21 protein-coding genes are annotated in these 24,814 nt (G+C 47.5%); 5 read left to right on the top strand and 16 right to left on the bottom strand.

Annotated features, from left to right (window positions below; translation table 11 throughout):
• Window positions 1–48: 48 nt before the first annotated feature.
• Window positions 49–2,223, bottom strand: a complete 2,175-nt coding sequence (locus BC349_RS00180; protein WP_187254730.1) for a polyribonucleotide nucleotidyltransferase — start codon at window positions 2,221–2,223, stop codon at window positions 49–51.
• Window positions 2,224–2,383: 160 nt separating this feature from the next.
• The gene (gene rpsO / locus BC349_RS00175) at window positions 2,384–2,656 is read right to left on the bottom strand and encodes a 30S ribosomal protein S15 (protein WP_187254729.1); all 273 of its coding nucleotides are present in this window, start codon (window positions 2,654–2,656) and stop codon (window positions 2,384–2,386) included.
• 127 nt (window positions 2,657–2,783) lie between these two features.
• On the opposite strand from rpsO, the gene BC349_RS00170 reads away from it, so the two are divergent.
• The 3 genes from BC349_RS00170 to BC349_RS20140 are packed head-to-tail and all read left to right on the top strand — an operon-like array spanning window position 2,784 to window position 6,029.
• A complete protein-coding gene (locus tag BC349_RS00170) occupies window positions 2,784–3,809 on the top strand; it encodes a Gfo/Idh/MocA family protein (protein ID WP_187254728.1) in 1,026 nt (341 codons plus the stop codon).
• A complete protein-coding gene (locus tag BC349_RS00165; protein WP_246456726.1) occupies window positions 3,806–4,909 on the top strand; it encodes a glycosyltransferase in 1,104 nt (367 codons plus the stop codon). The genes BC349_RS00170 and BC349_RS00165 overlap by 4 nt, the downstream gene beginning before the upstream one ends.
• The gene (locus tag BC349_RS20140; protein WP_343063553.1) at window positions 4,902–6,029 is read left to right on the top strand and encodes a glycosyltransferase; all 1,128 of its coding nucleotides are present in this window, start codon (window positions 4,902–4,904) and stop codon (window positions 6,027–6,029) included. Before BC349_RS00165 ends, BC349_RS20140 begins: the two co-directional genes overlap by 8 nt.
• On the opposite strand, the gene BC349_RS00155 is transcribed toward BC349_RS20140, so the two are convergent.
• The 13 genes from BC349_RS00155 to galK all read right to left on the bottom strand — a co-directional run bounded on the left by BC349_RS00155 (window position 6,010) and on the right by galK (window position 20,045).
• The gene (locus tag BC349_RS00155; protein ID WP_246456725.1) at window positions 6,010–6,744 is read right to left on the bottom strand and encodes a cell division ATP-binding protein FtsE; all 735 of its coding nucleotides are present in this window, start codon (window positions 6,742–6,744) and stop codon (window positions 6,010–6,012) included. The genes BC349_RS20140 and BC349_RS00155 overlap by 20 nt on opposite strands.
• Before the next feature lie 26 nt (window positions 6,745–6,770).
• A complete protein-coding gene (locus BC349_RS00150; RefSeq protein ID WP_187254727.1) occupies window positions 6,771–8,018 on the bottom strand; it encodes a sulfate adenylyltransferase subunit 1 in 1,248 nt (415 codons plus the stop codon).
• A gap of 17 nt (window positions 8,019–8,035) precedes the next feature.
• On the bottom strand, window positions 8,036–9,523 hold the full coding sequence (locus BC349_RS00145; RefSeq protein ID WP_187254726.1) for a TSUP family transporter: 1,488 nt from the start codon (window positions 9,521–9,523) through the stop codon (window positions 8,036–8,038).
• A gap of 3 nt (window positions 9,524–9,526) precedes the next feature.
• Window positions 9,527–10,324 (bottom strand): DUF2490 domain-containing protein, encoded by a 798-nt coding sequence (locus BC349_RS00140; RefSeq protein WP_187254725.1) that lies wholly within the window; start codon window positions 10,322–10,324, stop codon window positions 9,527–9,529.
• Window positions 10,325–10,359: 35 nt separating this feature from the next.
• Complete coding sequence (cysD, locus tag BC349_RS00135; RefSeq protein ID WP_187254724.1) at window positions 10,360–11,271, bottom strand: sulfate adenylyltransferase subunit CysD; 912 nt, start codon at window positions 11,269–11,271, stop codon at window positions 10,360–10,362.
• 35 nt (window positions 11,272–11,306) lie between these two features.
• Window positions 11,307–12,008, bottom strand: coding sequence for a phosphoadenylyl-sulfate reductase (locus BC349_RS00130; RefSeq protein ID WP_187254723.1), 702 nt, complete (start codon window positions 12,006–12,008; stop codon window positions 11,307–11,309).
• 23 nt (window positions 12,009–12,031) lie between these two features.
• A complete protein-coding gene (cysK, locus tag BC349_RS00125; RefSeq protein ID WP_187254722.1) occupies window positions 12,032–12,943 on the bottom strand; it encodes a cysteine synthase A in 912 nt (303 codons plus the stop codon).
• 43 nt (window positions 12,944–12,986) lie between these two features.
• On the bottom strand, window positions 12,987–13,799 hold the full coding sequence (gene epsC, locus BC349_RS00120; RefSeq protein WP_187254721.1) for a serine O-acetyltransferase EpsC: 813 nt from the start codon (window positions 13,797–13,799) through the stop codon (window positions 12,987–12,989).
• An 11-nt stretch (window positions 13,800–13,810) separates the two neighbouring features.
• The gene (gene cobA, locus BC349_RS00115; protein WP_222840040.1) at window positions 13,811–14,608 is read right to left on the bottom strand and encodes a uroporphyrinogen-III C-methyltransferase; all 798 of its coding nucleotides are present in this window, start codon (window positions 14,606–14,608) and stop codon (window positions 13,811–13,813) included.
• 2 nt (window positions 14,609–14,610) lie between these two features.
• A complete protein-coding gene (locus BC349_RS00110) occupies window positions 14,611–16,329 on the bottom strand; it encodes an NADPH-dependent assimilatory sulfite reductase hemoprotein subunit (protein WP_187254720.1) in 1,719 nt (572 codons plus the stop codon).
• Window positions 16,330–16,363: 34 nt separating this feature from the next.
• Window positions 16,364–18,235, bottom strand: coding sequence for an assimilatory sulfite reductase (NADPH) flavoprotein subunit (locus BC349_RS00105; RefSeq protein WP_187254719.1), 1,872 nt, complete (start codon window positions 18,233–18,235; stop codon window positions 16,364–16,366).
• A 129-nt stretch (window positions 18,236–18,364) separates the two neighbouring features.
• Window positions 18,365–18,811, bottom strand: coding sequence for an RrF2 family transcriptional regulator (locus BC349_RS00100; protein WP_187254718.1), 447 nt, complete (start codon window positions 18,809–18,811; stop codon window positions 18,365–18,367).
• Window positions 18,812–18,839: 28 nt separating this feature from the next.
• On the bottom strand, window positions 18,840–20,045 hold the full coding sequence (gene galK, locus BC349_RS00095) for a galactokinase (RefSeq protein WP_187254717.1): 1,206 nt from the start codon (window positions 20,043–20,045) through the stop codon (window positions 18,840–18,842).
• A gap of 89 nt (window positions 20,046–20,134) precedes the next feature.
• Between galK and BC349_RS00090 the strand changes: the two genes are divergently transcribed.
• Both BC349_RS00090 and BC349_RS00085 read left to right on the top strand, forming a co-directional pair.
• Entirely contained in the window at window positions 20,135–21,016 is an 882-nt protein-coding gene (locus BC349_RS00090; protein ID WP_187254716.1) for an AraC family transcriptional regulator, read from the top strand.
• 113 nt (window positions 21,017–21,129) lie between these two features.
• Complete coding sequence (locus tag BC349_RS00085; protein WP_187254715.1) at window positions 21,130–22,401, top strand: hypothetical protein; 1,272 nt, start codon at window positions 21,130–21,132, stop codon at window positions 22,399–22,401.
• Between the two features lie 55 nt (window positions 22,402–22,456).
• Here the strand turns inward: BC349_RS00085 and BC349_RS00080 are convergent, their stop codons facing one another.
• The gene (locus tag BC349_RS00080; RefSeq protein ID WP_187254714.1) at window positions 22,457–24,802 is read right to left on the bottom strand and encodes a glycoside hydrolase family 3 protein; all 2,346 of its coding nucleotides are present in this window, start codon (window positions 24,800–24,802) and stop codon (window positions 22,457–22,459) included.
• Window positions 24,803–24,814: the final 12 nt, after the last annotated feature.

Below are 24,814 nucleotides of genomic sequence, written 5' to 3'. Positions count from 1 at the left end.
AAAAACCCCGACCAGTGATCGGGGTTTTGGTTATTTGAAAGCGGATGGCTAGTCGTTCTGCTCCTGCTGGCGGGGTGCTCCCTGCCCTTCAGGCTTTGGCAGTAATACTTTGCGGCTCAGCTTGAACTTGCCTGATTTGGGATCGGTTCCGGTGAGTTTTACCTTTACCACATCGCCTTCCTTCAGTACACCTTCCAGCGTTTCAAGGCGTTTCCAGCTCACTTCAGAGATGTGCAGCAAGCCTTGCTTACCTGGCAGGAATTCAACAAATGCGCCATAAGGCTGGATAGACTTAACCGTTGCTTCGTACACATCACCCACGGTTGGCTGTGCGGCAATGCCTTTGATCCAGGCCATTGCTTTGTCAACATTTTCCTTCTTGGTACCGAAGATGCTTACTTCACCCTGGTTATTCTTTTCCTCAATGTTGATGGTAGTTCCGGTTTCACGCTGCATTTCCTGGATCACTTTACCACCTGGTCCGATCACTGCTCCGATGAATTCCTTGTCGATGATGATCTTCACCATACGCGGTGCATGCGGCTTCACGTCTTCACGTGCTGCAGGCATGGTTTCATACATGGCATCCAGGATATGAAGTCGACCGCGATTGGCCTGCATCAGTGCCTGGCGCATGATGTCCATGCTCAGACCATCTACCTTGATATCCATCTGCACACCGCAAATTCCTTCGCGGGTACCGGTTACTTTGAAGTCCATATCTCCCAGGTGATCCTCATCGCCCAGGATATCGGTCAGAACGGCAAATTTTCCTTCCTTGGTGATCAGTCCCATGGCAACACCTGAAACGTGTTTTGGCATCGGGATACCTGCATCCATAAGGGCCAGTGAACCGGCACATACGGTTGCCATGGAAGAAGATCCGTTTGATTCCAGGATATCACTTACCACACGCACGGTGTATGGGAAATTATCACCAGGCATCATTTGCTTCAGGGAGCGCATGGCAAGGTTACCGTGACCCACTTCGCGGCGGCCGGGTCCCCTCATCATTTTCACTTCGCCGGTTGAAAACGGCGGGAAGTTATAATGCAGGATGAATTTTGTATAATCCGAGGTTGCTGCGCTTTCCACCAGCAGTTCATCAAGGGGGGTACCCAGGGTAACGGTGGTGAGCGATTGTGTTTCTCCACGGGTGAACAATGCCGCACCATGCGGTGAGGGCAGTATATCCACTTCCATAGCGAGCGGACGCACCTGGTCGAGGCTGCGGCCATCGAGACGAACGCGGTCGTTCAGGATCATATCGCGAACCACGTAATACTGCAGGTCCTCGTAATATTTTTTTGCAAGCTTCTTGATAGAAGGCTCCAGCTCCTCTCCTTCAGCAACTTTGTATTCGGTTTTGAGCCATTCCATCAATTCCTTTCCGATTGCTTCGAACCTGTCGCTGCGGTCGTGCTTGGCCAGGGCGCTCTTGGCTACCTGGTACACCTTGTCGGTACCGAAGGCTTCCACTTTGGCACGCAGTTCTTCGTTCTGCTCAGGTTTCGCATACTCACGCTTGGTGGTTACACCTTTCAGCGCGCGCAGTTCGTTCTGGGCTTTCACCTGGGACTTGATGGCTTCGTGGGCTATTTCAATGGCTTTGATGAGGTCTTCCTCTGAACATTCCTTGGATTCACCTTCCACCATCATGATGTTTTTCTCGGTTGCACCAATGATGAAATCCATATCTGCTTTGGCCAGCTCGGAACGGAGCGGGTTGATCACGAATTGTCCTTCAATGCGGGCAACGCGTACTTCAGAAATCGGCTCCTGGATGGGAATATCGGAAACGGCGAGTGCTGCTGACGCGGCCAGGCAGGCCAGTGCATCGGGCATTACCTCGGGATCACTGGAAACCAGGGTTACGAGGATCTGTACATCGCATAAATAATCTTCCGGGAAAAGGGGGCGCAGGGCGCGGTCAATCAGTCGGCTGGTCAGGACTTCGTAGTCGTTCAGTTTGCTTTCCCTCTTGAAGAAAGAACCGGGGATACGACCCGCAGAAGCAAATTTCTCCTGGTAGTCAACGGTCAGGGGGAAGAAACTTTGTCCCTCTTTAGGTTCTTTGTTGGCAACGGCGGTGGCAAGGATAATACAATTTCCCTGGCGAACGGTAACCGCTCCATCTGCCTGGCGGGCGAGCTTTCCGGTTTCGATGGTAACCGTACGGCCACTACCTACTTCGAAGCTGACATTAATGGGTTGTGATAACATAGAATTCTATGGTTTTTTGGCTAACCTGGCCTAATTAACTGGCCGACGACAGTTGCCATCGGAGCATCCAACAATTAATCCAGTATAAATTTGTGTAAACGCAAAAAACTATTCCCAACAAATTTATAGCTGGGAATAGTTTCATTTATCATCGGGTCTCTTATTTCCTGAGGCCGAGTTTCTCAATCAGCTGGCGATAACCAGTCAGGTTGTGTTTACTCATATAGGTCAGAAGGCGCTTACGCTTACCAACCATTTGCATCAGTCCACGGTGAGTTGAAAAATCTTTTTTGTTAGCCTGCAAATGCTTTGAAATAGAGCTGATACGCTCAGTCAACAGGGCAATTTGTCCTTCGATAGAACCCGTGTTTGCCGCATTGCCACCAAATTCAGCGAAAATGTTAGCTTTTTTTTCTTTAGTTAAATAAGACATCGTTTGTGATTTTACGAAACATCCAATAGTTAAATCTGCTTAAATTGGCGGCAAAGTTAAGGGAAATATCGGGATTTAGCTTGCCAAGTGCTATTTTTTTTGGATTTTGCCCCTCTATTCATAGCCCATGCCCTATCGTTTTGCAATTATCGGATGTGGTCAGATCGGACAGCGTCATGCTATCCATGCTGCTAATTATGGTCAGCTGGTGGCCGTTTGCGACATTGTCAATGAAAAAGCGGCAGCCATTGCATATAAATATGGTGCGCAAATGTACAGTGATCCGGACCAACTATTAAAGGATGGTAATTTTGACATCGCGGTTATCTGTACGCCCAACGGGTTGCATGCCAGCCAGTCGATTGCCGCTCTTTCAGCTGGTTATCATGTGCTTTGTGAAAAACCCATGGCACTGCTTCCGGAAGATGGCCGGCAGATGTTGCTGGCAGCAGAAAAAAATGGCAAGCGGTTGTTTGTGGTAAAGCAGAACCGGTTCAATTCCCCTGTTTTGCTGGTAAAAGACCTCCTGGACCGGAATGCCCTGGGCAGGATCCATAGTTTCCAGCTGAACGCCTTCTGGAACCGCGATGCGACTTATTTTAAGTCCGCACCCTGGCGGGGAACCCTCTCCCTTGACGGTGGCCCTCTGTTTACCCAGTTCAGTCATTTTATCGACCTGCTTTACTGGTTTCTTGGCGATCTTTCCTCTGTCCTATATGCTTCCGGAAGGAATGTGCAGCATGAAGGCCTCATCGATTTTGAAGACGAAGGGATGGCCGTACTGGCTTTCCGGAATGACGTCAGGGGAACCCTGCAATACAACCTGAATGCAAATGGCAGTAATATGGAAGGCTCCCTTACCCTTTTTGGGGAAAGGGGGACCGTCAAAATCGGCGGCAGCTACCTGAATAAAATTGAACATTTTGCGGTGGATGGGATGGTCATGCCGGAATTGACACCATCGGGCGCGGCCAACGACTATGGTGCCTACCAGGGCAGTATGGGCAACCATCACCTGGTTTACGAAGCCCTTGTAAGGACGCTTGATGACCCCGCCCAGTATTTTATGGACCCGAAGGAATCGCTTAAAACAGTGGAGATTATTACCAATATATACCATGTCATGCGATCAGTGGAGGGCATCAGAAAATGACAAAAAAGAGAATCATTTTCACGGTAACGAATGACCTGAGTTTTGACCAGCGCATGCAACGTATCTGCACCAGCCTGGAAAATGGCGGATATGATGTGCTGCTGGTTGGAGTCAAACCGGAAAATGCAGGTCCCCCGGATATTACGGTTTATTCCTTAAAACGGATCCCTGTCTTTTTTAAAAAGGGAAAACTGTTTTACCTGGAGTACAACTTAAAATTGTTCTGGTGGCTGCTGTTTCAACGTGCCGACTGCCTTTGTGCCATTGACCTTGATACCATTATACCGGTGTATTGGGTTTCCCGGATCAGGAATTTCATCCGTGTGTACGATGCGCATGAGCTGTTTTGTGAAATGAAGGAAGTGGTCACAAGGCCATTCATACAACGGATATGGAAGTCCATTGAACGATTTTATGTTCCCAGGTTCAGTCTGGGGTATACGGTGAACCAGCCAATTGCAGACATCTTCCGCCGGGATTATGGCGTGCAGTATGAAGTTATCAGGAATGTGCCGGTGCTTCGGGAGGCACAGGATTCAACCGAAAAGGAACCTTTTCTTTTATACCAGGGAGCAGTGAATGAAGGTCGATTGTTTGAAGTATTGATTCCGGCCATGCAGTTTGTAGACAGGCCACTATGGATTTATGGGGATGGTAATTTTCTTGACAAGACCAGGGAACTGATCAGCAGGTATGGGTTGGAAGGAAAGGTTTTACTGAAGGGTAAACTCCTGCCCGGCGAACTCAGAACCGTAACCAGCAGGGCCAGCCTGGGTTTTACCCTTTTTGAAAACAATGGGCTGAGCAATTATCTTTCCCTTGCCAATCGGTTTTTTGATTACGTTCATGCTGCCACTCCGCAGATATGTGTGGATTTCCCGGTTTACAAAGATTTAAACAAAGAAGCCCCGGTTGCTGTTCTATTATACACAACGGATCCGGCTGTGCTTGCTGAGCACATTAACAAGGCCCTTGCAGATCGCGCCGGTTATCAAAAGATGCAGGAAAACTGCATGAAGTTGCGATTGGAGTGGAACTGGGGCAGAGAGCAGGAGTTATTACTGGCTTTTTATAAAAAAATACTTCCGACTGGTGGCTAAGGCAAACACAATACATATTGTCAGTCATGATGTACCCTACCCCATAGATTACGGTGGCGTGATCGATATATTCTGTACCATCAGGTCCTTGCATGAGATGGGGGTTGATATTATCCTTCACTGTTTCGAGTATGGTCGTGGGGAACAGCCTGAATTAAACAGGTATTGCCGTGAAGTCCATTATTACAGGCGGCTGGAAGGGCATAAAGGTTTTTGTTTCCACCTGCCCTATATAGTTGCATCAAGGTCCCATCCCGAGTTATTGGACCGCCTTGCCGCAGATGACTATCCGATTTTGCTGGAAGGCATCCACAGTACCTATCTTCTCCAGGACAAGCGATTCGCAGGAAGGAAAATGGCCCTGCGTTTGTTCAATGTGGAAAGCAGATATTATTATCGTTTGTTCATGCATGAACGTTCACTGGCTAAAAAAGCATATTATTTTAATGAGAGCAGGTTATTGCGGGCCTATGAGTTAAAAACAGCTAACCGTATGACCGTTCTGACATTGTCAGAACAAGACCTGAATTATTACAAGGAAAAACTGGGAGCGAAATCGGTTTATAACCTGCCCGTTTTTCTTCCCTATAACGAGGTTAAATCAGAGGAGGGCGTTGGTTCATTCTGCCTGTATCATGGTAACCTGGAGGTAGCTGAAAATGAAAAAGTGGCGAGGTGGCTGTTGAAAAATGTATTTTCCCAATTGAAAATTCCTTTTGTAATTGCAGGGAAAAACCCATCAAAGAAACTGGAAAGAATTGCCCATTTGTCGGCACATACCTGCCTGATAGCGAATCCCGGCGACAAGGAATTAAATGACCTGATTACAAAGGCACAGATCAATATCCTGCCATCGTTCAATGAAACGGGGGTTAAACTCAAGTTACTCAATGCCCTATTTAACGGGCGGCATTGTATTGTAAACCAGGCAGCAGTTGAAGGTACGCCCCTGGGACCGCTCTGTCATATAACAGAATCACCCGATGCAATGCAGCGGGTGATCCAGCAACTGTATCATATGCCTTTTGCAGACGAGGAAATCAGGTTGCGAAAAAAGATTTTATACCAGCATTTTAACAATGCGGACAGCGCGGCCGCCCTTATTGCATATTTATCGTAGCATTATCCTCAACCCTGCCTTTTTCCGTGCGCAGTGTTCTGGCAGGATACTTGTTGATCACGATATAATCATGCGTAGCCATGACAACGGCAGCACCATAATCGCGGCTGATATGAAACAACAACTGCATAATTTCATCTGAGGTTTCCGGATCAAGGTTTCCGGTAGGTTCGTCGGCCAGTATCAGTTTGGGTGAATTCAGCAGCGCGCGCGCGATGTCCACCCTTTGTTGTTCTCCACCACTCATTTCAAATGGCATCTTGAATCCCTTTGATTTCAACCCTACTTTATCCAGTACATCGGAGATTTTTTCATCCATCAGTTTTTCATCTTTCCAGCCGGTAGCCCTCAATACGAATTTCAGGTTATCGTTCACATTACGGTCTGTAAGCAGTTGGAAATCCTGGAACACCACCCCCAGGTTCCTGCGCAGGAAAGGAACTTTTTTCCAGTCCATTTCCTTCAGGTTGAATCCCACCACAGTACCCTCTCCTTCTTTGAGGGTGAGATCACCGTAAAGTGTTTTCAGCAGGCTTGATTTACCGGTACCAGTTTTTCCGACCAGGTAAACGAACTCACCCCTGTTAATGGTGATATTTACATCTGAGAGGATCAGGTTCTCGCCCTGGTAAATATTTGCGTTTCGTAATTCGATGATCTTTTCTGCCATTTCCTGTGTATTGGTTCTGGCAAAAATAAGGAAGGTGTCTGACATCTTTTAAAAGATGTCAGACACCTGAATCAGCCGATAAAACCAACGCCAACCGTACTGTTGCTGGCCTCATCAATCAGCACAAAGGTTCCATTGTGTTTATTGGCGGAATAATTATCCGCAGATACCGGCCTGGCGGTTTTCAATGAGATGTAGCCGATTTCATTCAGGCCGATTTCTTCAACTCCTTCAATGGTCTGGTAATCCAATACATTAATGCTGCTGAAGAGGTTGGTGACTTTGGCTTTCACCCGGTTACTACCATGTTGCAGCAAATAATTTTTTCCTGTTTTCAGGGGGGTGTGGTCGAGCCAGCATACCTGTGCTGCCAACTCCTTTGTGGGTTCCAGCAATTCCTCTTTCCTTACCAGCATGTCGCCCCTGCTGATGTCAATTTCCGTGGCAAGTGTCAGTACGATACTATCGCCTGATTCCGCCTCTTCAATTGGCTCCTCGAAGCGGTAAATCTGTTCAATGGAAGACTCCTGCATGGAAGGAAGGGCTACAACGGTATCACCTTTCCTGATGGTACCGCTGGCCAGCTTTCCTGCAAATCCCCTGAAATCATGCCATTGATCTGATTTGGGCCTGATCACATACTGTACGGGAAACCTTGCGGGGAATTTGTTTTCCAGTGAATGCCATTCAAGGCTTTCAAGGTATTCGAGCAATGCCGGTCCCTTAAACCAATCCATTTGGTTTGACCTCGAGGAAATATTGTCCCCGAACAGGGAGGAGGCGGGAATAAACTGCAATTGCTGCTCCCTGTAATTGGCTTTCTTAAAGAGTTCATTGAATTGTTCTTTGATCGCCTCAAACTGTTCCTCTGAATAATTTACAAGGTCCATTTTGTTTACACATACCACTACATAGGGTATGCGAAGCAATTGGGTAATGTAGAAATGGCGGTGGGTCTGTTCCACGATTCCGTTGCGGGCATCTATGAGGATGATAGCCACCTGGGCATTGCTGGCGCCCGTGATCATATTGCGGGTATATTCGAAATGTCCGGGTGTGTCGGCAATAATATACTTCCTTGATGGGGTGGAAAAATAGATATGTGCCACGTCGATTGTAATGCCCTGTTCCCTTTCCGCAATAAGCCCGTCGGTCAGCAGGGAAAGATCGGTATAATCCACTCCCCTTCTTTTACTGGCTCTTTCAATGGCTTCCAGTTTATCGGCAGTAATGCTGTTGGTTTCAAAAAGCAAACGCCCTATGAGGGTACTCTTCCCATCATCCACACTGCCTGCAGTTGCAATTCTTACGATATCCATTTTAATTTATTATTCTGTTACAAAATTGATTTAAGGATCAGCCGGATGCTCCAGATCATGACGATTACCCCCACGCCGATCATCATAGATTTAGCGGGCAGTTTACCGGCGAGCCGGGCGGAGATAGGTGCTGCAAATGAACCTCCCAGTAATAATCCAACCACAACCGGCCAATGCCCGATGCCAGCAGTAAAAAAGAAGGTTGCAGCACTGGCCAGGGTAATGAAGAATTCAGTAAGGCTTACGGTACCGATGGTAAACCTTGGGCTTTTGCCCTTTGAGATCAGGGTGCTGGTCACTATGGGGCCCCAGCCACCGCCACCGAATGAATCGAGGAAACCTCCGCACCAGGCCAGCCATCCCACCCTTTTTATTTTTCCATTTGGTGTATTCTGCTGGAATGCCCGGACAAAGATTTTAAAACCCAGGAACATGGCATATAATGCGATCACGGGCATCAGCCAGTTGCCGGCATGTTCACCAACCAGTACCAGCAAAGCGGCGCCCAGTATGGCTCCCAGCACACCCGGGATAACCAGGTGTTTAAATAGTTTTTTATTCACGTTTCCAAAGCGGTAGTGACTGTAGCCGCTTACCCCTGCAGAAAATATTTCCGATGTATGGATGGCGGCACTCACGGAAACCGGGTTTACGCCTGCTGTAATAAGGCAGGTTGCCGATGTAACCCCGTAACCCATTCCCAGCAAACCATCCACCATTTGTGCCAGGAAACCGGCCAGCATAAAAAACAGGAATTGCTGGTTGATGTATTCCTTTGTCATGCTCCACAACTCGGGAACCGGTGGCAGCGGAACAGAAGACAGCAGAATATGGCCGACGATCATGGCGCCAAACAACCAGATCAGCCTGGAAGCGATCTGTTTCCACTTCTTTTCTTCCGTCAGCTTTTTGGGCTGGGTGTCTTCTACAAGTACACGGGTAATGTCATTGAGTTGCTTGACCTTTTCAGAAAAATTACCGTTGAGGCGTAACCGAAGTTCCTTCATGTTGTCGAGTACCTGGTCCATTTCAGAAGGAATGGAATCATTAAACACCTCCTTAAGCCTTTTGGCCACGGTGGGTGATTTCCCATTTGTGCTGATAGCGATTTTCAGGTCACCTTTGTTTACAATACTACCCAGGTAGAAATCACATAATTCAGGTGTATCTGCAATATTAGCCAGCACACCGGATTCAGTGGCTGCAGATTTTACTTCCGCATTCAGCGTTTTATCATTGGTGGCTGCAATCACCAGGTCTTTTTCAATAAGGTCGCTCCTGTCAAATGTTTTCCGGACAAGCTTCAGGGATGGATGTTTTTCTGCCATTTGAAGGATGGCCTCACTTATTTCAGGGGCCACCAGGGTAATACTGGCACCAGGTGAGGTTCGCAGGAGTGAATTCAGTTTTTCTTCACCTACATGGCCTCCGCCCACCACCAGCATTCGCAGGTGGTCGAGTTTCAAAAAAACCGGGTAGAGGTTATTGGCAGGTTGGGGTATCATATTTTATTTTGTGGCTGCATGGCCGGGAAGATTCAGCAACAGGTTCACCATCAGGTTACTGTTGTTCTGGAATACATTTTTATCAAAATATTTTTTGGAGAGCTGGAGTACCTGGTACATAAACCCAAACTCAAGCCTGGTAACCGGTGATATGGCATAACCTGTCAGGCAGCCGATCCTGTTCTGGTCAAATACATTTTCCTTTACCTGCTTGCCAAAATGAATCATTAACTCATCATATGCTGCGATATAGGGGTATGATTGCTGGTTTGTATGTTTTTGGAAGGAATAATCAAACCTGATTCTGTAACGGGCCCGGTTGGCATAGGACCATGAATCCTGTTTGTTGAGGTCCGGGCTGCTGAATTTTCCATTCCATCTTTGCTCCATGATAATCCTGTGGCTTGTTTCCAGCCTGCCTGCTTTGCTTGAAAAACTAATAGATTCGTAGGTTCTGTGTTCGGTTGAAGTCTGGTGCGATACAGCTTCCTGAATATCACCGAAGGGTGAGGTTCGGGAAAGAACATAACCCGCCCGCAGGTAAATATTTTTATTTGGTTTATAATTCATTCCTATCCGGTATAGATGCTGGAAAATGTCTTCTGTAATGTTCACCCGCCGCTGGTTGATGTCGAGGTGAATTCCAAGTTTTTCATTCAGGTTCCAGTCTGCATTAATGGTTCCCCAGGCAGTAAGATTGTTTTCGTTGATCCGGGTACTTTGCGCAGCAGCGAATATTGGCGTAAGGATTAATAAAAAACCAAAAATCAGTTGCCGCAAGCCGTATATAAATTTGTCCATATGTGTCTGGCCAGGGTTTTCAGTTGCCCTGGTCATCAAAAATAACCTTCTTTTTTTCGTTGTTCCATGGCCGCTTCACTACGTTTATCGTCCATCCTGGCACCGCGTTCGGAAATTTTTGCAGCCAAAATTTCCCTGATAATATCATCGATGCTGTCTGCCGTGGACGCCACTGCTGCGGTACAGGTCATATCCCCCACCGTCCTGAAACGCACGGTTTCTTCAAAGGGTTGTTCATCGGAGGTAGTGTGGAGGAATTCACTATGGGGCCAAATCATACCATCCCTTTCAATCACATTTCTCTTGTGGGTAAAATAAATGGATGGAATGGCCATTTTTTCTTCTTTGATATAGGTCCATACATCCAGTTCTGTCCAGTTGCTGATGGGGAATACCCTTACGTTTTCACCGATATTGATTTTACCGTTCAGCATATCAAAGAGTTCCGGCCTTTGTTTTTTCGGATCCCATTGGCCAAAATCATCCCGGACAGAAAATATTCTTTCCTTGGCACGGGCTTTTTCTTCATCCCTGCGTGCGCCGCCAATGCAGGCATCGAACCTGAATTCTTCAATGGCATCCAGCAGGGTTATGGTCTGCAGGGCATTCCGGCTCGCGTATTTCCCGGTTTCCTCTTTTACTTTTCCGGCGTCTATACTGTTCTGAACGTAACGGACAATCAGTTCCGCACCGGTTTCCTTTACCAGCCAGTCTCGGAATTCAATGGTCTCGGGGAAATTGTGTCCTGTGTCTACATGTAATAACGGAAAAGGTATCCTGCCTGGCCAGAATGCTTTCTGGGCAAGCCTTACCAGTGTAATGGAATCTTTGCCGCCACTGAATAACAAGGCTGGTTTTTCAAATTGGGCAGCCACTTCCCGCATGATATAAATGCTTTCATCCTCTAACATCCTGGGAAATGCGGGTATGGTTGAAATGGTCGACATATTTTTCAGCTTTTCTTCTTGTGGTATGATGATCTTTAATTTACTTTTTCAAGGTGCAGGCCGCATTCTTTGTGAGATATTTCCCACCACCATCTTCCGGCCCTGATGTCTTCACCAGGTTCAATGGCGCGGGTACAGGGCGCACAGCCAATGCTTGGGAATCCCTTATCATGTAAACTGTTGTAAGGAATATTCTGGTCTTCAATAAAAGCGAGCATTTGTTTATAAGTCCAGTCGAGCAGCGGATTAATTTTCACCAGCCCGCGCGACTCATCCCATTCGGCAAAAGGCAGGTGCTGCCGGTTGTCGCTTTGTTCAGCACGCAGTCCGGTGATCCAGGCCTTCGCGCCTTTCAGTGCCCTGTTGAGTGGTTCCACTTTACGGATAAAACAGCATTCCTTGCGGTTTTCTACGGATTCGAAAAAGCTGTTGGGACCCTTTTCATAAAGCATTTCCTCCACCTTTTTTGCATCGGGGAAATAAACTTTTACGGGTACTTTATACCGGGCCCTGGTTTTATCGAGGAGGTCGTAGGTTTCCTGAAAAAGTCTGCCGGTATCAAGCGTGAATATGGTAACGGGCAGTGATTGCCTGGCAATTAAATGGGTAATAACCTGGTCTTCCTGTCCCAGCGAGGTTGAAAACACCAGTCCATCCCCGAAGTGCCGGCAGATATGTGCCAGCCTTTCGGGAGCAGAAAGGGAAGAAAGCTTTTGGTTGAGTTCAGTGAGATCCATGAATCGGATGGCTGATAGATGAATTAATAGAGACCGTCAATGGAAAGGTATCTTTCGCCGGTATCATAATTAAACGTGAGGATGGTACTGCCGGCAGGAATTTCACCCAGCTTTTTTGCTACTGCTGCCAAAGATGCGCCACTGGAGATTCCCATGAAAATACCTTCCTGTTTTGCAGCCTTTTGGGCATAGGAAAATGCTTCATCCTTGCCAACTCCAATAATGCCATCAATCACACCGGGGTTGTAGATGCCCGGCACAAATCCGGCGCCAATTCCCTGGATGGGATGCGGAGCAGGGGAACCGCCACTGAGTACGGGCGACAATTCTGGTTCCACCGCAAAAACTTTCAGGTTGGGGAACTTTGCTTTCAGGACTTCCGCACATCCGGTGATATGTCCGCCGGTTCCTACACCAGTGATCAGGTAATCGATGCCCTGGGGGAAATCATTGATGATTTCCTGGGCTGTGGTACGGCGATGGATCTCCGTATTGGCCGGGTTATCGAATTGCTGGGGCATCCATGCATTGGGGGTTACCGTTACGAGTTCCCTGGCTTTCTCAATGGCTCCTTTCATGCCCTTTTCACGTGGAGTCAGTTCAAAACTGGCACCATACAAACTCATCAGCCTTCTTCTTTCCACGCTCATGCTCTCAGGCATTACAAGGATCAGTTTGTATCCTTTCACTGCCGCCACCATTGCAAGCCCGATTCCTGTATTGCCTGAAGTGGGTTCAATGATCACACTGTCTTTATGCAGGATACCATTCTTTTCAGCGTCTTCTATCATGGCCAGTGCTATCCTGTCCTTAATGCTGGCACCCGGGTTGTTCCGCTCAAGCTTGATATATACATTATGGGAATTTCCAAAAAGCTTGTTCAGCCTTACATGAGGGGTGTTTCCTATTGTTTCGAGTATGTTTGAAGCAACCATAACTTTGATTTGTTGTTTAAATTTTATTGTTGTTGGTTTGGTTTCAGATGATCCAGTTGAGGGGTTCAGTGAAATCTTTTTTATTTTTTACCGTGATGATCGGCTGATGGTATACAATGCTTTGCGAAGGCACCGATTCAACAATAAAGCAGTTGCCACCAATGATACTGTCGCGCCCTATGATGGTTCTGCCACCGAGGATGGTACTGTTCGCATATACGATCACGCCATCTTCTATGGTCGGATGCCTTTTTATTTCGGCTTCTTCCTTTTTAACTGCCAGGGCGCCAAATGTTACCCCCTGGTACACTTTCACGTTACGGCCGATTACGGTTGTTTCTCCAATAACCACACCAGTACCGTGGTCAATCATAAAAGGAACACCGATAGTAGCCCCCGGGTGGATATCAATACCAGTAATAGAGTGTGCCCACTCACTGATGATCCTGGGAATCAGCGGCACCTGCAACTGGTAAATTTTGTTGGCCACACGATAGGCTGTAATGGCCATAAAACCTGGGTATGTGAGTACCACTTCTTCAATGGATTTCGCAGCAGGGTCGAATTGTTGCATGGCTTTGGCATCTTCGAGTAATGCTCCCTTGCATTCGTCCATCGATGCAAAAAAATCTGAGCAGATCTTTTCTTCCTCGAGTTTATAGGTTTCACTGAAGGCAAAAAGAATTTCAAGAAACTGATTTTTCAGGGCATCGAGTTTTCTGTGGTGTTTGGCTTCATAAGTTTTTTCATTTTCCACTACCGGAAAAAGAAAATCGACCAATTCCTGCGCGAAATCGATTACCTGTTTTTTCTTAGGTACCGAAGAACTGAGGATATAACCGTGTATCAGGCTCATGTCAATTTTTTTTAGGCTATCTGCTGCCGGTAACTTTTTTGAATGTCCGCGAACCAGTTCAGGTCCTGGTGGTAACGTACAACCTCACCAACAATGATCAGGGCTGGTGTGCCTACGGCAGCAGCGATCACCTCGTTAGAAATGGTTGACAAATTACCGGAAATTACCCGTTGATGCAAGAGAGAGCCATTTTCAACCACTGCAACCAGGGTTTCGGCTGATTTTCCAGCCCTGGTCAATTCTTCACAGATCTGCCCTATATTTTTTACACCCATATAAAACACAATAGTGCCATCAAATGCTGCCAGCATCGGCCAGTTGAAATTCAGTCCGCCTGCCCGTCCTTTTTTTGTATGGCCAGTGACAAACAGCACCATTTGTGAGGCATCGCGATGTGTCAGGGGAATACCGGAATAGGCTCCCGCAGCCAGGCTGCTGGTTACGCCCGGCACGATCTCAAATTCAATTCCATTCTTTTTAAGAAAGGCAGCTTCTTCAGCACCGCGGCCAAAAATCAATGGATCACCGCCTTTCAGCCGCACTACCTGCTTTCCTTTTTCGGCATGGCTAACCAGCCACTCGTTGATGGTTTCCTGGGTGATAATTGAGCAATAGGGCAGTTTTCCTACAAAGATCTTTTCCGCATGCGCCGGGGCCCAGTCAAGGATTTCGTGGTTCACCAGGTTGTCATACAGAATCACATCGGCCTGTTCCACCACTGCCTTTGCACGCAGGGTTACCAGGTTGATATCACCTGGTCCAGCACCTGTGATATAGACTTTGCCTATGGGTTGATGTACTGCTTTCATGGTTAACTCAGATGAAAATCTGCTTTTGGATTCTGTTGTCGGATGATTTCTTTCCGCAGGATGAAATCGCCAAAATGTTCTGTAGCTGATTTTTCGCTGGCATATAAGGCGATGAGCGGATCAAGGGTTCCGAGGATTTCCTCTTCATTCAGGGCTTCCTTATACAACACGTTCAACCTTTCTCCATTGAAGGCAGCGCCCAGGTAAAGATTATATTTTCCCGGGGCCCTTCCCACAAACCCGATCTCACCAAGGTAGGGCCTGCCGCAGCCATTGGGGCAGCCGGTCATCCTGATGGTAATTGGTTGCTGACCGATTCCATATTTTTCAAGGATGGCGTGAATTTTAGTAATAAGTGACGGCAGGTAACGTTCGCCTTCCGCATTGGCCAGCGGACACATATTCAGGGCTACGCAGGCAATGGAATGCTGGTGCAGGGTGGTCACTTGCTGGTGCTCGCTGATACCGTATTCTTCCAGTAGCTTCTCTACCTGTGGTTTGATTGATTCTTCCACATTCCCGATTACCACGTTCTGATTGGCAGTCAGTCTGAAATCACCTTCCCCCAGTATTTCGGCTATGGCCCGAAGACCGGCGCGAAGCCTGAATCTTTCGGTGTCCTTTACCCGGCCACCTTCAATATACAGGGTGTTGAACCATTTGCCGTTAACTCCTTTGATCCAACCAAAACTATCACCGTTGGTAGTAAATCGGAATGGCTTTGGCGCTTCCAGTTCATAACCCAGGCGACGGTTAAGTTCTGCCTTTACAAAGTCAAGTCCCACCCTGTCAATGGTATACTTGAACCGCGACAGTTTCCTGTTTTCCCTGTTTCCGAAGTCGCGCTGGATGGTGACAAGTTTTTCGCAAATGTCAACGGTTTTTTCTGCGGATGCATACCCAATTAAATTACCTACCCGCGGATAGGTCGTCTCATCACCGAAAGTCATACCCATTCCGCCGCCGATGGAATAGTTAAAGCCTTTAAGCTGACCGTTTTCCTCAATGGCAATCAGGCCGATATCATGTGCATATACATCGGTATCGTTATAAGGTGGAATAGCGAATGTTATTTTGAATTTCCGTGGCAGGTAAGTTTTTCCGTAAATGGGCTCCTCTATTTCCGCCTCTTCTGCCTGGCCGGCAACATGTTCCTCGTTTACCCAGATCTTATAATAAGCGGTTGTTTTTGGCGTCAGGTGGGCGCTGACAGCAAGGGCAATATCCTGAACGGCATCGTGAATGGCGGAAGTATTCGGGTTCACGGTATTCATCACATTCCTGTTGACATCACCACAGGCTGCGATAGAGTCCATGAGAGAATTATTGATCTCCTTTATGGTGTTCCTGAGATTGTGTTTCAGAATACCATGCAGCTCGAAAGCCTGCCTGGTAGTGAGTTTTAGCGTTGGCATCCCATATTTGGCCGCCAGGTTGTCCATGGTGATCCACTGGGCTGCACTGGCCACACCGCCCGGAACCCTTACCCTAATCATGAAGGAATAAAGGGGTTCCAGTTTCTGGGCCTTTCTTTCCTTATCCAGTTCGCGGTCACTCTGCACATAACTGCCGTGGAATTTTATCAGCTGCTGGTCCTGCGCATAAAGATTACCGGTAGTTTCATCTTTCAGGCTGTCTTCTATGGTGCCTTCCAGGTATTTGCTTTTTTCCTTTATATGCTCAACCTCGCTGAGTTTTGATTTATCCTTATTGAGATCCATGGAATGGTTGTTGTTGTTGGTTTGTTATTGCATTCTAATAGGTGTCCTCCTGGTAGCGGCCAGTTTTTACCATTTGCTTTACGTATTCAACTGCCGCTTCCGGTTCCATACGACCCTGTTCGCAGACGATACCTATAAGTGTCTGTTTTACATCCCGGGCCATTTTTCTGGCATCTCCGCAAACATAAAAGTGGGCACCATTTTCCAGCCAGCTGAACAGTTCGGATGCATGCTGCTGCATTCTGTGCTGAACATATAATTTGGATTGACCATCCCTTGAAAAGGCTGTATTCATGCGGCTCAGCGCTCCCTGCCTGATAAAGCGCTGCCATTCGGTCTGGTAGAGGAAATCAGTGGTGAAATGCTGGTCGCCGAAAAACAGCCAGTTGTGGCCGCCAAACCCTGATTCTGCCCTTTCCTCCACGAAAGCGCGGAAAGGAGCAATACCGGTGCCGGGGCCAACCATGATAACAGCAGTGTCGCCGTTTGCGGGCAGCCGGAAGGATTCATTTTCTTCAATGAAAACCGAAACTTCCTGTCCGGGTTGTAAGCGGCCGGTAATAAAATTGGAGGCTACTCCTCGACGAACCCTTTGATTGGCTTCATATTCTACGCGACCGACTGTAATGTGAACCTCCTCCGGGTGTGCACTGAGGGAACTGGCAATGGAATATAACCTGGGTTGCAGGGGTAAGAGAATGGCCGCCAGTTCCTGCGCTGAAATGTCGGCCGGGAATTGCACCAGGATATCCAGGATATCACGTCCATACACAAAGGAAGAAAGGGTTTCTTTATCGGCAAGGATGTTTTTCAGTGAATGGGCCACCGCCGGATCCAATATAAAAGGGCAGTAGGCGGAGAGGAATGAGCCGCTTATGGTGGTGAGCTCGGCATGTTTCAGCAGGAACTCTTCCAGTGACAAAGTGGTGTCCTTATATACAATCGGATCAGTGGTATTATATCTTTTGAATTCCGTCAGTTCATTAACCAGCGAAAGTTCATTTTCAACCCAAATCCCAAGGGTGTCGCCGGGTTGGTAGCTGAGTCCACTTCCTTCCAGAGAGATTTCAACATGGTGGGTTTGTTTGGCTGAACCACGGCCATTAAGACGGATGTTTTCAAGGATGGTTGCCCGGAACGGATTTTTCCGGCTGTATTTGATCTGGGTCCCGGACACAAGCTGCCCGTCCTGGTTCACTGAGCTGGTATGCTGCAGGTTCGGTAATCCGGAAGGAACAGCGCTTCCGAAGTTTTCCTGGATTTTAGCCAGCACGGATTCAATCCAGGCTTCCGCTGTCTCCTCATAATCCACATCAGCCTCTACCCTGCTCAGGATGGGAATAGCTTTCAGTGCAGACAAACGGGTATCGAAATCGCGTCCCGTCTGGCAAAAACTGGCATAACTTTTATCACCCAGTGCCAGCACAGCATACCGGGTACTATCCAGGGCCGGTGCTTTACGGCTGTTGATAAACGCATGCAGATCTTCAGCGGCCGGAGGAGGATCCCCTTCACCATGGGTGCTGACTACCACCAGCAACCATTTTTCATCCTTGAGACGGTTGCCCTGGTATTGGTTCATATCCTGCAAAACCGAGGTAAATCCCCTTGCAATTAATTTGTCATGCAGGTTTTTGGCTACTTTTTTACTGTTACCGCTTTTTGATCCGTATAAAACGGTGATGGAATCCTGTCCGTTAAGTGGTTCAGCAGTCAGTGACTCCTGGGTTACAGGGATCCTGTTGATCAGTTGCAGCAACTGCTGGTTGCTGTGTTGCAATCCGGTCAGGTAGCCGGCCAGCCATTGCAGCTGTTGCTGGGAAAATTTATGAATGATATCCTGCACCTGCACCTGTTCAGCAGGTGAAAAAATATTGGCGGGTAAACCTATACTCGATGCGCTCATGGTAACTGTTTGGTGATAAGTTCAAAACAAAAATAAAATTAAATACTATAATTCCTATGGTTTTAATAGGAAATAATAGAAAAAATTGTTTCCCTATCTCCAATAGATTGAATATTAGCAGCTTACAGTTTAAATGACAAAATCGGAATCTGTGCCGGGTGAGATTTGCATGAGGTCGGCCAGTGATTTTCCTTCAATGACCAGCAGTGTGGCATCCCTTACTTCCAGGAAGATTCGGCGGATATTACAGTCATTTTCAGGGTAGGGACAAAGACGGCAGGGTTCGTAGAATTTTTTACTGACGCAGGGAAGCAGGGCAATAGGACCATCCATCAGCCTTAATATCTGCACCATGGGAATTTCTCCGGGTTCTCTCAGGAGATAATAGCCACCATTTTTCCCGGCCTTACTGCCCAGGATATTCGCTTTCCTGAGTTCCAGCAAAATTGCTTCCAGGAATTTGGCGGGAATCTTTCTTTTTTCCGCAATCTGGTTGATGGGAATATAGCCTTGCTGGAAATGTTCTCCCAGGTAGGTTAAGGCGTGGATTGCGTATTGTGCTTTTGCTGATAACATTTCGGGCAGGCAAAATACTATTTCTTTTTTAACTGCCAGGAACCGCCTGGGTTCCGCCGGATATACTGCAGATATGAGCCAGCGGTTCCTCGCCAAAACGCTTCCGGAAGGCATTGCTCATTCGGTCCACGACCTCATTGATGAAGCTTTTGCGAATGATATTGATGGTGCATCCTCCGAAGCCCCCACCCATCATCCTTGCGCCAATGATCGCGTGTTCTTCCCTGGCTAATTCCACCAGGAAGTCGAGTTCCGGGCAGCTGACATCATATAATTTACTCAGTCCTGTATGGGATGCGAACATTTTTTTACCAAAGCCAACAAGGTCATTACGTCGGAGGGCTTCGCATCCAACCTGCAGGCGGAGATTTTCTTCCACCACATATTTGCACCTGTTATACACCACATCCGGAACTACATCTTTGAGTGTATATTCGATCATTGCCCTGTTGGCATCCCGGAGGCTTTCAACCTGCGGATAAATTTTACGGAGTGCCCTTACACCCATTTCGCACTGTTCCCTTCTGACATTGTATTCACCCGATGCCAGTGAATGTTTTACCCTGGTATCCATCAGGAGAATGGCATGCTGGTGAAGGTCCAGAGGGATATACTCATATTTCAGGCTGCGGCAGTCCAGCAGGATGGCATGGTCCTTTTTACCGAACATGCTGGCAAACTGGTCCATAATACCGCATTTTACCCCAACGAACTTATTTTCCGCCGCCTGTGCAATTTTTACCATTTCAAGCCTGGGAAGATCATACCTGTAAATTTCGTTAAGGGCGTAAACCACACTGCATTCCAGGGCAGCTGAAGAGGATAGGCCGGCTCCCGCGGGAATATCGCCACCCAATACAATGTTGAGGCCGCCAAACCGGAAGCCCAGTTCCTTTAGTTGCTGCAATACACCATTGATGTAATCAGGCCATAACTGGACAGATTTTTCAAGTTTGCTGATATTCCCCCTGAACTCCTGTTTAAAGTCGATGGCAATATAATGGAGCTCCTCATCCTTGCGCCTTGATATAGCCAGGTTGATACTTTTATCGATGGCAGCGGGAAGAACAAAGCCTTTATTGTAATCAGTATGCTCACCTATCAGGTTAATTCTTCCCGGAGAACTGACAACTAATTCGGGATCGGTTTGGAAGGCCTTTATAAATTGACGCGTCACGGCCTGCTGTGATAACAACAGGGTTGGCGCCTTCAGTTTTTTTGCAGAAGGGGTCATGAATCGTTGATTGCTTGCTATAGGGCACCTAAATTACGGCAATTGGCGCGATTTTTTTTACATTTGAAAGGTTTAGGACAGACTGCCACATGAAAATCTTACAAACTGAAATAGCAGTAAAGCATAATAGTCTCTTCACCGTAATGGAGAGGGATGAATCATTTTTCAGTTCCCCCCTGCATGTTCATCCGGAAATTGAACTTGTATATATAAGGGAAAGTCACGGCAAAAGAATTGTCGGCAATCTCATTGAATCCTTTGAGCCCGGGGATATGGTGCTGATCGGTCCATCCCTTCCACATATCTGGATCAATGACGATTGTTATGTGAACGGGCAAACAAGTAAGAGGGCGAGGGCAATCGTTGTGTATTTCCATCCCTGCCTGTTTGAATCAGGATTATTTTCCCTGCCGGAGGCCCAGAATATCCGGCAACTTCTGTTGCAATCGAAATCCGGCATCTTTATTCAGCATAATACAAGGCAACTGATTGCCTCCAGGATGGAAAGTTTACTGGAGAAAAAAGGGTTTGATAAGGTAATGGGACTTCTTGAAATATTGCACCTCTTATCCCAGTCTACAGACCTGGTTCATATTAATTCGGAGGAATTGCTGAACCATGAAAACAAAGCGGAAAAAGACCGACTCTGCGATGTATACCGATATGTGAATGACAATTTCCGTTCCGATATCCAGTTAAAGGATGTAGCGGGCCTTACCAACCTGACTCCCCAAAGTTTTTGCCGTCTTTTTAAAAAGCGCAATAAGATTCATTTTGTGGAATACCTGAACCAGGTGCGGATCAGCAATGCCTGTAAATTGCTGCTCAACAGCGACTGGACCATTTCTGAAATTGCCTATAACTGCGGATATAAAACGATCTCTAATTTTAATAAGCTTTTCAAGGAAACCACCGGTCATTCTCCCAAAAAATACCGCGAGCAGGCAATGAAAGGTACAATAGCCGAATAGCCTGCTGTGATGTTTACTTGTCTAGATTTGATCCCAAAGACCTGATTTCACATCATCATGTGACATGGCAGGCCCTGGTATTCGGATAACTTGCGGACTCAATTAAACGCAAGATGAATACCAGAAAACTATTAAACCTTTTCTTTACGGCATCAGTATTTTTAAACGTATTAAGCGGATGTAAAAAATCTGATGGATCAGAAATCATTCCTCCTGTTGATCACCAGCCACTGCCCAGGCCGGTTGGCGAGCCGGATGGTGCGGCACTTAGTTTTACGATCGGGGCCGGCGGCGGACAATTCAGTTCCCCTGATGGATTTATCAAGGTAACGGTTCCGGCAGGTGCAGTAAGTGAGCAAACAACATTTCAGTTGCAGCCGGTTAAAAACACCTGTGATGCCGGACTGGGAAAGAGTTACAGTCTTTTGCCCCATGGAAAGCAATTTGCAAAACCTGTGACCATCCGGTTTTCATATGACAAGCTGCTGGATTCAATTGCATCTGAAGAGGTATTGTCCATTGCATTCCAGGATGCACAGGGAATCTGGCAGATGGTGCGACCCGTGACAATTGATCCCACCAGCAAAACTGTAACTGTAACCACCAGTCATTTCAGCAACTGGACCCTGGTAACCTGGTTGAAACTCGTTCCAACCAGTTCCGTTGCAGGTCAAAACGAAACGCTTCCGCTCCAGGTGTTGAATTATCATCCCTATGCGGATGACCTGCTGGCACCACTGAACAATGCTGACGTTACCAGTCTTCCACTTGGGAAAGGAGTACCGGTACTGGCCAGCCTGGTCAAAAAATGGAGCCTGACCGGGGTGGGTACTCTTAGTGGAAATGGCAGCAAAGCAACCTACAAGGCACCGGCAACTGTTATAGAACAGGCTGAAGCCACTGCAGTTGCCCAGATAGTAAGTGAACAACATCAACTCCTGCTGCTGGCACATATCAGGATACTGGCAGATGGAGTAGTGTATCGGATAGGTGGCGGAGAATGGCAACATCTGCCGGGCGGGGCATCCTACCTGGATGAAACCCAAAGCGGTGTTGCCGGCGTGTCTGAGGTTTTCAACCTTTCCATCATCTGGCCGGGGGGCACAGGAAATTTTTCATGGGTACATGAAAATGAGACGCATAATACTGCCATCAACCTGAGTAATCTTGGTGCCGGTTATATCCATGCTTCCTGGTATTTGGGTGCCAATGACGAAGTATTGGACAGTGGCGGCTCGCTGAAAATTGATAAATGGGGAGCAGTGGGCGAATGGATCATCGGGTCATTTTCGGTCAGCCCTTCGGGTAAGTTTTCAGTCAGTTCGGGAAAACAACTCGGCACACAACAAATTGAGGGATATTTCAGGGTAAAAAGGATTGTATAACTGTGAAGTGTAAGTTATAAAGGAGGGGGCTTCCGGTACAGGAAGCCCCTCCTTGTTATGGCTTTTTCTTTTTTACATATTTCTGGGTCCTGCTGTCACGGATAACTCCTTTCCAGTTCAGGCCAAATCCGAAATCATAGGCATTTCCCTCTGAGTCCACATGTGTTTTCATGTCATGGGGAACATCCTCATATTGTTCCTCAACAGTTTTCATGTCAGCGGGCATCTGCACAGGCAGTAATCCCGATGGCTCTACACCTGTAAGAATATCAAGCATGGCCTGGTGTTGCACGCCGAAGCCAAGTATGATGCCATTAACCTGCTTTTCAAATTCAGAGAAGATCATCGGACTGGATGCTTCCACACACACAATCACCGGCTTGCCCTTCATGGCTGCCCTGGTGTCGAGGATGGTTTTTAATTCGGCCTGGTTGGCGGCAGTATAGGATTTTCCTTTATAGCTTCTGTCAGTGACTGTTGGATCAATGACCGGATCTCCCGCGGCAATGCTTTTTTCACGGGCATGGGTAGCCGTATATGGTGAATACTGGAGTGAAATGGGAAGGTATCCGTTGCCTCCTTTTTTGCGGTCTTCAATGTCATATCCTACTCCGGCCATAGGACTCAGTGCGAAGACCAGCGCGAGGTCGGCCTTTTCAGGATCGTCGGTGATGTTGAAATATTTGCGGACCACTTCAAGGTTCACCGGATAGTCCAGTTTTTCCGGTGTAACATTGCCAAACCAGTCGCGCATGGAAGGCGTCAGTCTTTTGGGGATATAGACTGTTTTATTTTTTTGCAGGGGAAGGATACCATCCTTGTTTTTAAGCATCACAATGGATTTCAGCTGGGCATCATAACCGGCTTTCATGTATTCGGGTTTACCCACTGTTGTTTTGGTATATTCCGGATCGAGGTATGGATTTTCAAACAGCCCGGTTCGGAAGATATTCATCAGCAGTCTTACGGCAGACTGTTCAAAACGCCTGCGCATAAATGCCTCACCGTGTTCCTTTACGCCCATCTGGTAAGCTTCAATAACCGGCCCCGCCACATTGTTGCCCCCAAACTGATCCAATCCTGCCATGATCACTTTATAATGCCTTTCCGCAATCGTATTGGCTTCCACTCCCCAGGATTTTCCTAAAAACACATCCGGTGTTTTCCCTTCATCCGCTGTGATCAGCCAGTCGGTACATACCACTCCGTCATACCCGTATTTATTCCGTAGCAAATCAGTAACAATATATTTGGAAAAGCCGTTGCCCACATTCTCCCCATTTTTTTTGTCCTGGTTGTAGCTGATGGTGTAATAAGGCATAACGGCGGATGCCATTTTTGTTTTGCCTTTAAGTTTGAAGGCACCCTGTAAGAATGGGATCATTTGCAATTCAAACTGGTTACCGGGATAGACTGCAAATTTACCATAGGCAAAATGGCCGTCCCTTCCCCCCTCTTCCGGTCCGCCGGAAGGCCAGTGTTTAACCATGGCATTTACACTGGTAAAGCCCCAGCCATCCCTGATCTCATCCCTGCCTTTGGAAGTCTGGAATCCGTCCACATAAGCCCGGGCCATATCGGCGGCAAGATATGGGTCCTCGCCAAAAGTACCTTTAATCCGGTTCCAGCGTGGTTCGGTACCCAGGTCAATCTGGGGCGACAACGCGGTACTGATGCCCAAAGCACGGTACTCCCGTCCCCCGATTGTTCCAAACTGCTCAACAATGGCTGGGTCAAAGGTAGCTGCCAGCCCCAGTTCTTCGGGCCAGAGGGATATCTTTCCTCCGGCTCCAGCGTTGTATTCCGTGGTGGCTGCAGCAGTATGACGCGGATCGGAACTGGTATTGGCAGGGATACCAAGCCCAAGTCCCTCTACCAGTGCCTGCATGTTATTATTCCATTTGGCTGCCACTTCCGGACTTTCCACACTGGTGACCAGCACATGCCGCAGGTTGTCCTTGGTCAGGAATGCTTTCTGCTGGTCGCTCAGGTCAGTGGACCTGGCACCACTTTCTGCCAGGGGTTTACCATTATAGGTACCGCCGCCAAAGCCACGGGGCCGGGCCGGAATTGACTGGTGTCCACTGTATAACATCAGTCCGGCTATCTGCTCAATTGTCATTTTGGATGCCAGATCCTTTGCCCTAACGTCAAAGGATAACCGCCAGTCTTCATATTTGTCAAGCTGACCGTTTTTGTTCAGATCTTTAAATGCCAGTCCATTTACAGTCAGGATTTTGATACCCGATGCCGGAGAATAGCCAAGCATTTGTCCGCCTTTGTTGGTGATGAGGGAGAAGTTCTCCTTATTTGTTTCTGTCCATTGCTGGGCAGTAACACTTGCAGCAATGTGGATTATACCTGCAAGCAAAGCAGGCTTCAGCATATGGCAATTCTTCATTGTGTTAGTTTG

The sequence above is a fragment of the Flavihumibacter stibioxidans genome (assembly GCF_014332695.1).
Classification (GTDB): domain Bacteria; phylum Bacteroidota; class Bacteroidia; order Chitinophagales; family Chitinophagaceae; genus Flavihumibacter; species Flavihumibacter stibioxidans.
This window is presented reverse-complemented; position numbering and strand designations above follow the sequence as displayed.